Origin of the sequence: Pseudomonas syringae group sp. J309-1, from assembly GCF_032582135.1 — a bacterium.
GTDB classification, from domain to species: Bacteria; Pseudomonadota; Gammaproteobacteria; order Pseudomonadales; family Pseudomonadaceae; genus Aquipseudomonas; species Aquipseudomonas quasicaspiana.
In genome coordinates this window covers 37,370-46,870 of sequence record NZ_JAWHNU010000054.1, presented here as the reverse complement: position 1 = coordinate 46,870, position 9,501 = coordinate 37,370, and the positions used below count along the sequence as shown (strand labels likewise).

The window sequence follows — 9,501 nt, the reverse complement described above, 5'->3', positions numbered from 1 at the left end:
GTTTAGCCGCCTCAGGCCATGGATGGCCGGTGGCGGCGGCCCCACGCAGCAAGGTCGGATTACGGGTATGCCGAGCGCCAGCGAGGGACCGAGTGGTGGGGCAAGAGCGTTTTGCTTACTTTTGTCTGGGCCGGCTTCCGGATTTCAAAAGTGACGCGCTGTAAAAGCGCAACCAATATCAGCCATTAACGCAACAACGGATATGTACACAAAAATCAGTACCCGTTCCAAAAAATCTCACACTTTCTTACAGACCCCACCCGCTATTTCATCACCGATTCCACAGTTGGAAAGCTTCTTGCAATAGGTCATATCAGGTCGCCATCGGCGTCAAAGTTTTGATTTAGCGCGCAGGTGAATAATCGGTGGAACGCTCTCAGTTAATCAGTAGCGCACGTAGCAATCTGGCAGGCCTCGGCCGCGGCCAGCTGGGCGTTCCGTTGCTGCTGTTGGTCATGATGGCAATGATGATGTTGCCCATCCCGCCGTTCCTGCTGGACGTGTTCTTCACGTTCAACATCGCGCTGTCCATCGTGGTTCTCCTAGTCTGTGTGTACGCACTGCGTCCACTCGACTTCTCGGTATTCCCGACCATCCTCCTGGTCGCCACCTTATTGAGGCTGGCGCTCAACGTCGCCTCCACACGTGTAGTCATGCTTCACGGTCAGGACGGTCACGCCGCTGCCGGTAAAGTGATTCAAGCGTTTGGTGAAGTGGTCATCGGCGGTAACTACGTCGTCGGTATCGTGGTATTCGCCATCCTGATGATCATCAACTTCGTGGTAATCACCAAAGGTGCCGGACGGATCTCCGAGGTGAGCGCGCGTTTCACCCTGGACGCCATGCCCGGTAAGCAAATGGCAATCGACGCCGACCTGAACGCCGGTCTGATCGATCAGCCTGAAGCCAAGCGTCGCCGTCTTGAAGTCGCTCAGGAAGCCGAGTTCTACGGTTCCATGGACGGTGCCAGCAAGTTCGTTCGTGGTGACGCCATTGCCGGCTTGTTGATTCTCTTCATCAACCTGATTGGCGGCATGCTCGTGGGTATGCTGCAACACAACATGACTTTCTCCGAAGCCGGCAAGATCTACACCTTGCTGACCATCGGTGACGGTTTGGTGGCGCAATTGCCATCACTGCTTTTGTCCACCGCCGCAGCGATCATGGTGACCCGTGCTTCCGGTTCGGAAGAAATGGGCAAGATGATCAACCGCCAGATGTTCACTTCATGGAAAGCGCTGGGTGTGTCTGGCGCGATCATGATCGTGATGGGCCTTGTGCCAGGCATGCCGCACTTTTCCTTCATCAGTCTGGGCCTTGTCGCTTGCGGCATCGGCTACCTGCTGTGGAAGAAAGAGAATCAGGTCAAGGTCGTCGCGTTGGAAGAGGTCAAGCGTCAGCAGGAAATGCTGCCTTCGCCGACGCGCATTCAGGATTCCAAAGAGCTGGGCTGGGATGATGTAACCCCCATCGACATGATCGGTCTGGAAGTGGGCTATCGCCTCATTCCACTGGTAGACCGTAATCAGGGTGGTCAACTGCTGGCGCGGATCAAGGGCGTGCGCAAGAAGCTCTCTCAAGAGCTGGGCTTCCTGATGCCGACCGTACACATTCGCGACAACCTGGATCTGGCTCCCAGCGCCTATCGTTTGACGCTGATGGGGGTCACGCTGGCTGAGGCGGAGATTTATCCGGACCGCGAGCTGGCCATCAACCCGGGTCAGGTGTTCGGTTCGCTCAATGGTATTACCGCCAAGGACCCGGCGTTTGGCCTGGAAGCCGTCTGGATCGAAATCAGCCAGCGCAGCCAGGCTCAGTCTCTCGGTTATACCGTGGTTGACGCCAGTACGGTGGTCGCGACTCACCTCAACCAGATTCTCTACAAGCACTCTCATGAGCTGATTGGTCATGAGGAAGTGCAGCAACTGATGCAATTGCTGGCTAAAAGCTCGCCCAAGCTGGCTGAAGAGCTGGTTCCAGGCATTCTGTCGTTGTCTGCCCTGCTCAAAGTGTTGCAGGCGCTGCTGTCCGAGCAGGTTCCTGTGCGGGACATCCGCACCATTGCCGAAGCCATCGCCAACAACGCTCAACGGAGTCAAGATACCGCCGCGCTGGTGGCTGCAGTCCGGGTCGGATTGAGCCGCGCAATCGTCCAAAGCATTGTAGGCATTGAGCCGGAGCTACCAGTTATCACGCTGGAGCCAAGGTTGGAACAGATATTGCTCAATAGTCTTCAGAAGGCTGGTCAGGGTCAGGAAGAAGGCGTTCTCCTTGAACCAAGCATGGCGGAAAAACTTCAGCGTTCGCTGATCGACGCCGCCCAGCGTCAAGAGATGCAAGGCTTACCAGTGATTCTGCTGGTAGCAGGCCCGGTTCGGGCCATGCTGTCGCGGTTTGGACGGTTGGCTGTACCAAATATGCACGTGTTGGCGTATCAGGAAATTCCTGACAACAAGCAAGTAACCATCGTAGCGACTGTCGGGCCTAACGGCTGAGGTAGTGAGTCATGCAAGTTAAGCGATTTTTCGCCGCCGATATGCGTCAAGCCATGAAACTGGTTCGTGATGAGCTGGGCGCAGAAGCGGCCATCATCGGTAACCGGCGCATTGCCGGTGGCGTCGAGCTGACTGCCGCTCTGGATTACAAACTGTCCGCGCTCGCACCTCGTGTGCCTAATATCGAGCTCGAGGACGAGTTGCGCAAAACCCAGTCGCGCATCGTCTCGGCCCAGGCAGAACTGAACAACCGCAGCGACAGCGACGGCGCGACCAATCGCCAGTTGTTTGCCGGTTTGCCATTGAGCACCGCTGACACCCACATCGAGCCGACGCTGGAAGAGCCGCCACGTCCCTCCGCACAGCCGCAGGCTGCTCCGGCGGCACCTGCTGGTGGTCAGCGCGGTTACGACTCGATGCGTTTCGAATTGAATGGCCTGCGTGAGCTGCTGGAGGTCCAGCTCGGCTCCCTGGCGTGGAATCAGTTGCAGGGCAGTCGTCCGGCCCAGGCCAACCTGTGGCGCCGTCTGCAACGTGTCGGCTTGTCTGGCCCGTTGTCCCGCGACCTGCTGGAAATGATCCCGGATATCGACGAGCCACGTCAGGCCTGGCGCATGTTGCTGGCCCACCTGGCGCGCATGATTGAAGTGCCGGGCGTCGAGCCGCTTGAAGAGGGCGGTGTGATTGCCATGGTCGGCCCGGCTGGCATGGGCAAGACCACCACGCTGGCCAAGCTGGCAGCGCGCTACGTACTCAAGTACGGCGCACAGAATATCGCTCTGGTCAGCATGGACAGTTTCCGTATCGGCGCTCAGGAGCAGCTCAAGACATTGGGCCGTATCCTCAACGTACCGGTGACTCACGTCGATCCTGGCCAGTCGCTGGCGCAAGCGCTTGATCCGCTGTTGCGCAAGCGCGTCGTGTTGATCGATACCGCGGGCCTGCAAGCCAGTGATCCGGCGTTGCGCATGCAGCTGGAAAGTCTGGCAGGGCGCGGTATCAAATCCCGTAATTATCTGGTCCTGGCAACCACCAGCCAGAAACAGGTGCTGACTGCTGCATATCACAGCTACAAACGCTGTGGTCTGGCCGGATGCATCCTGACCAAGCTGGACGAAACCGCCAGCCTGGGTGAAGTGCTCAGCCTTGCGATCAGTCATGAGCTGCCTGTTGCCTATCTCACTGATGGGCCTAGAATTCCTGACGATCTTCACATTCCACGCCGCCACCAATTGGTGACACGCGCGGTCAACGTGCAGATGCAAGAAGAGCCAAGCGAAGAGGCCATGGCGGATATGTTCGCCGACCTTTACCACAACCCCAACAAACGGGTCGGTTAAGTGAAGCGAACTATTGAGAGTTACCTGCATCGGTGGTCTGCCTGGCATTGCTCTTCATTGAGCGTGTCGCCTGCAATCTGGCTTCGGTCTACGCAAGACAAGGTAAAGAATTAAATGGGCAGCATGCATCCCGTACAGGTGATCGCGGTGACCGGCGGCAAAGGTGGCGTCGGTAAGACTAACGTGTCAGTGAATCTTTCACTGGCCTTGGCCGAGCTCGGCCGGCGCGTCATGTTGCTGGACGCCGACCTTGGCCTGGCGAATGTCGATGTCCTTCTGGGGCTGACGCCTAAACGCACCCTCGCCGATGTGATGGAGGGTCGTTGTGAGCTGCGCGACGTTTTGTTGCAAGGCCCGGGCGGGATCCGGATCGTGCCTGCTGCCTCCGGCACGCAGAGCATGGTTCATCTGAGCCCGGCGCAGCACGCCGGCCTGATCCAGGCATTTAGTGACATTGGCGACAATCTTGACGTGCTGGTCATCGACACGGCCGCCGGTATCGGCGAGTCGGTGGTCAGCTTTGTCCGGGCTGCTCAGGAAGTCTTGCTGGTGGTGTGCGATGAGCCCACTTCCATCACTGACGCCTACGCCCTGATCAAGTTGCTCAATCGCGATTACGGCATGAACCGTTTCCGGGTCCTGGCCAACATGGCCCAGAGCCCGCAGGAAGGGCGCAACCTGTTCGCCAAGTTGACCAAGGTGACCGACCGCTTCCTGGACGTCGCTTTGCAGTATGTCGGTGCAGTGCCTTACGACGAATGTGTGCGTAAGGCCGTCCAGAAACAACGCGCCGTATACGAAGCTTTCCCACGCTCTAAATGTTCGCTGGCATTCAAGGCCATTGCGCAGAAAGTCGATACCTGGCCTCTGCCTGCCAACCCACGTGGACATCTTGAGTTCTTCGTTGAGCGACTGGTTTACCAGACAAGTGCAGGGCCTGTTCAATGACCGCGAGCGGCTATCAGATGTACAGCAAAGCGTCCCGAAACTCGCAATATGAGTTGATCGAGCGGTATGCTCCGCTGGTCAAGCGCATTGCTTACCATTTATTGGCGCGCCTGCCTGCCAGTGTTCAGGTCGAAGACTTGATTCAGGCGGGGATGATCGGCTTGCTGGAAGTTTCCACAAAGTACGATTGCACCAAGGGTGCCAGTTTCGAGACGTATGCCGGGATTCGAATCCGGGGTGCGATGCTCGATGAAGTGCGCAAGGGAGACTGGGCTCCTCGCTCGGTTCACCGCAATACGCGCATGGTGAGTGACGCAATTCGCTCAATTGAAGCAAAAACCGGCCGTGACGCTAAAGATCACGAGGTTGCGGCCGAACTCCAATTGAGTCTCGATGATTATTACGGGATTTTGAACGATACCTTGGGCAGTCGCCTCTTCAGTTTCGACGACCTCTTGCAGGACGGCGAACATGAAGGACTGCATGAGGATGGCGCAAGCGGTTCGCTTGAGCCGTCGCGCGACCTGGAAGATGAACGTTTCCAGGCTGCGTTGGCAGATGCAATTGCCAACTTGCCGGAGCGTGAACGTCTGGTTTTGGCGCTGTACTATGACGAGGAGCTGAACCTCAAGGAAATCGGTGAGGTCCTGGGGGTCAGCGAATCTCGAGTCAGCCAGTTACACAGCCAGTGCGCAGCTCGTTTACGAGGGCGTTTGGGAGAGTGGCGAGCGCGTTGACAGGTGGTACGCAATCCCTGGTGATTGTGTGTCTCGTGTGAGCAGGCTGTGCAAAGCGTTACGTGGGACAGTGGACAAGGCTGGAGCCGTACAGGCATTCGCGCCACGGACTGTTAAAAGCAATAGCTTTCATGCAGTCCGTGGATTTGCTGTGCGGTTTCCATAGTTGTTGATTTGCCAAGCCCGTCGTTTACGTGCAGCCGATGTGAGCTGTGCCGGTATTGATTGAACAGCGCGTTCAGGTGCTGAACGCGTCAAAGACTGCTTGGAGGTCGAATTGGACAAGAACATGAAAATCCTCATCGTTGATGACTTCTCAACGATGCGGCGGATCATTAAAAACCTGCTGCGTGATCTGGGCTTTACCAACACGTCCGAAGCCGATGACGGGCTTACCGCGTTGCCGATGCTGGAAAGTGGTTCCTTTGACTTTCTGGTAACGGACTGGAACATGCCTGGCATGACTGGTATCGACCTGCTGCGTAAAGTGCGTGCCGATGAGCGCCTCAAGCACCTTCCGGTGTTGATGGTGACCGCAGAAGCCAAGCGCGACCAAATCATTGAAGCGGCTCAGGCCGGCGTCAACGGTTATGTCGTCAAGCCATTCACGGCTCAGGCGCTGAAAGAAAAGATCGACAAGATCTTTGAGCGCGTAAATAGCTGATGTATGCCGCGAGGGCTTTATGGAGAACAACGAAACGTCAATGGGCGAGTTTGAATCGACCCTGAAAAAACACGCAACCGAGCTGGTGGCGAGCCTTGAAAAAGGCCGTTTCGGCGACGCCGTGCAACTGATCCATGAGCTCAACCAGGCTCGGGATCGTGGCCTGTATCAAGAAATCGGCAAGCTGACGCGCGAGTTGCACAGCGCGATCGTCAACTTCCAGATTGACCCGAACATGCCGCAAGCCGAAGAGGTGTCCCAGATCACGGATGCCACCGAGCGCCTGTCGTATGTCGTCAGGCTCACGGAAAACGCGGCCAACCGCACCATGGACCTGGTCGAAGAAAGCACCCCGCTGATGCACAGTCTGAACGACGAGGCCAAGGCCTTGAGTGCGGATTGGGGGCGTTTCATGCGCCGTGAGGTCAGCGCTGATGAGTTTCGTGAGCTGGCGCGTCGTGTCGATGGTTTCTTGACGCGCACTGAAAAGGATACCCATCAGGTTTCCTCCCACCTCAACGACATTCTGCTGGCTCAGGACTTCCAGGACCTCACCGGTCAGGTGATCAAGCGCGTCACGCAGTTGGTCACTGAAGTCGAGAGCAATCTGCTCAAATTGGTGCTCATGGCCAGTCATGTGGACCGCTTTGCGGGCATCGAACATGACGACGAATCCATCCGCGCAGAAAAAGATCCAGAAAAACATATCAAACAGGGTGAAGGTCCGCAGATTCATGCCGATAAACGGGAAGACGTTGTGTCCGGACAGGACGATGTAGACGATCTGCTATCGAGCCTGGGCTTCTAAGTCTGGTCTGTTGACGGTTAATTTTAGGGAGCACCCCAATGAGCTTCGGCGCCGATGAAGAGATCCTTCAGGATTTTCTGGTAGAGGCCGGCGAAATTCTCGAGCAGTTGTCTGAACAGTTGGTCGAGCTGGAAAGCCGACCGGATGACGCAGATCTGCTCAATGCAATTTTTCGCGGTTTTCACACTGTAAAAGGGGGCGCCGGCTTCCTCCAGCTCCATGAGCTGGTGGAGTGCTGCCACATCGCCGAGAACGTCTTCGACATCCTGCGAAAGGGTGAGCGTCGCGTAGACTCGGAACTGATGGACGTGGTCCTTGAAGCGCTGGATGCGGTCAACGCGATGTTCAGCCAGGTGCGTGAGCGCAGTGAAGTGACTCCGGCAACACCGGAATTGCTGGCTGCCCTGGCGCGTCTGGCAGAGCCTGCGTCTGCTGACGAAGCGCCCGCTGCTGAAGTCGTGGAGGAGGCACCTGTCGAAGCTGTCGCTGAAGCGGCTTCCGACGAGATCACCGATACCGAATTCGAAAACCTGCTTGATTCGCTCAATGCCGCCAAGGAGCAACCACAGGTTGTTGCCGCACCGGCTGCTACGGGCGGAGCCGCAACTGACGAAATCACCGACTCGGAATTCGAATCGCTGCTCGACCAGTTGCATGGCAAAGGTCAGTTTGCGCCTGACGCGGCACCTGTTGCCGCTCCGGTCGCTGCAGCACCGGCTGGCAAGGCTCAAAGCGGTGATATCACCGACGATGAATTCGAAGCGCTGCTTGATCAGTTGCACGGCAAAGGTTCGTTCGATGCCACCGCAGTGGCGTCTCCAGCCGCTGCCGCAGTTGCGTCAGCGCCTGCTGCTGCCGGGGCTGCATCGGCTGGCAAGAACAACGAAATCACCGACAACGAATTTGAGGCCTTGCTCGATGAGCTGCACGGCAAGGGCAAGTTCGAGCCGGAAATAGCAGCAACAGCCGTCGCGACTGCTGCGCCTGCGGCCGCCGTTGCAGCACCTGCCAAAGCCGCGACGCCAGCGGCCAAGCCTGCTCCGGCTGCTGCAGCCAAACCGGCTGCTGCACCAGCGCCCGCCAAGGCCGCGACGCCTGCTCCCGCGCCTGCCAAACCGGCTGCGCCACCTGCTGAAAAGCCGGTCGCTTCAGAAGCGGAAACCACCGTGCGGGTCGATACCGCGCGCCTGGACGAGATCATGAACATGGTCGGCGAACTGGTGCTGGTGCGTAACCGTCTGGTTCGCCTCGGTCTTAATAGCGGCGACGAAGCCATGTCCAAGGCGGTTTCCAACCTGGATGTGGTAACGGCCGACTTGCAGACCGCGGTGATGAAGACCCGGATGCAGCCGATCAAGAAAGTCTTCGGTCGCTTCCCGCGACTCGTTCGCGACCTGGCTCGTCAGCTCAAGAAAGAAATCAACCTTGAGCTGGTGGGTGAAGAAACCGATCTGGACAAGAACCTCGTCGAGGCGCTTGCCGATCCACTGGTCCACTTGGTGCGTAACGCGGTTGACCACGGTGTGGAAACACCGGAAGAGCGTGAAGCATCCGGCAAGCCTCGTGGCGGTCGCGTCATTCTCTCGGCCGAGCAGGAAGGCGATCACATCCTGTTGTCGATCTCCGATGACGGCAAGGGCATGGACCCTAACGTCCTGCGCGCGATTGCGGTCAAGCGTGGCGTGATGGACAAGGATGCTGCAGATCGTCTGAGCGATACCGACTGCTACAACCTGATCTTCGCACCGGGCTTCTCGACCAAAACCGAGATCTCCGACGTGTCGGGTCGTGGTGTGGGCATGGATGTGGTGAAAACCAAGATTGCCCAGCTCAACGGTACGATCAACATCTACTCGACCAAGGGCCAGGGCTCGAAGATCGTCATCAAGGTGCCGTTGACCCTGGCGATCATGCCGACCCTGATGGTGATGCTGGGCAACCAGGCCTTCGCTTTCCCGCTGGTCAACGTCAACGAGATCTTCCACCTGGACCTGTCGACCACCAACGTCGTCGATGGTCAGGAAGTCGTGATCGTGCGTGACAAGGCGCTGCCGCTGTTCTACCTCAAGCGCTGGCTGGTCAGTTCGGCCGTCCACGAAGAGCAGCATGAAGGGCATGTGGTGATTCTTTCCGTGGGCACTCAGCGGATCGGCTTCGTTGTCGATCAGCTGGTCGGCCAGGAAGAAGTGGTCATCAAGCCTCTGGGCAAAATGCTGCAGGGAACGCCTGGCATGTCAGGCGCCACCATCACCGGTGACGGTCGCATTGCCTTGATTCTCGATGTGCCGAGTATGCTCAAGCGGTACGCCGCACGGCGTATTTGATTCTGGTGCCACCGGCAGGTAACTGCCTGTGGCGCCTGGTCAGGTTGTGTCGAAACGCTGCGAATGCACGAGAAGGCAATAACAACAACGTCGAGTCGCGTGCGTAGCTGGCAATAGAGCGTATGCGTCTCGTGGCCCTTTGGGATGCGTTCGGTCGATTTGTTGTCATCGCCCGAATCGCGCTT

The 9,501-nt window shown here is 57.7% G+C and carries 7 protein-coding genes; all 7 read left to right on the top strand.

Annotation, left to right across the window (positions count from 1 at the left end):
* The first annotated feature begins 365 nt into the window (after window positions 1–365).
* The 7 genes from flhA (at window position 366) to RX972_RS23340 (ending at window position 9,316) form a co-directional block, all read left to right on the top strand.
* A complete protein-coding gene (gene flhA, locus RX972_RS23370; RefSeq protein ID WP_316878886.1) occupies window positions 366–2,495 on the top strand; it encodes a flagellar biosynthesis protein FlhA in 2,130 nt (709 codons plus the stop codon).
* An 11-nt stretch (window positions 2,496–2,506) separates the two neighbouring features.
* On the top strand, window positions 2,507–3,835 hold the full coding sequence (gene flhF / locus RX972_RS23365; protein WP_316878884.1) for a flagellar biosynthesis protein FlhF: 1,329 nt from the start codon (window positions 2,507–2,509) through the stop codon (window positions 3,833–3,835).
* 114 nt (window positions 3,836–3,949) lie between these two features.
* Window positions 3,950–4,783 carry a flagellar synthesis regulator FleN gene (gene fleN, locus RX972_RS23360; RefSeq protein WP_027898770.1) on the top strand — a complete coding sequence of 278 codons (834 nt, stop codon included), beginning with the start codon at window positions 3,950–3,952 and terminating at the stop codon, window positions 4,781–4,783.
* On the top strand, window positions 4,780–5,520 hold the full coding sequence (gene fliA / locus RX972_RS23355) for an RNA polymerase sigma factor FliA (protein WP_027898771.1): 741 nt from the start codon (window positions 4,780–4,782) through the stop codon (window positions 5,518–5,520). Before fleN ends, fliA begins: the two co-directional genes overlap by 4 nt.
* A 289-nt stretch (window positions 5,521–5,809) precedes the next feature.
* Window positions 5,810–6,184, top strand: coding sequence for a chemotaxis response regulator CheY (locus tag RX972_RS23350; protein WP_176469940.1), 375 nt, complete (start codon window positions 5,810–5,812; stop codon window positions 6,182–6,184).
* 19 nt (window positions 6,185–6,203) lie between these two features.
* On the top strand, window positions 6,204–6,992 hold the full coding sequence (locus RX972_RS23345; protein WP_027898773.1) for a protein phosphatase CheZ: 789 nt from the start codon (window positions 6,204–6,206) through the stop codon (window positions 6,990–6,992).
* 38 nt (window positions 6,993–7,030) lie between these two features.
* Window positions 7,031–9,316, top strand: a complete 2,286-nt coding sequence (locus RX972_RS23340; RefSeq protein ID WP_316878877.1) for a chemotaxis protein CheA — start codon at window positions 7,031–7,033, stop codon at window positions 9,314–9,316.
* Window positions 9,317–9,501 lie beyond the last annotated feature (185 nt).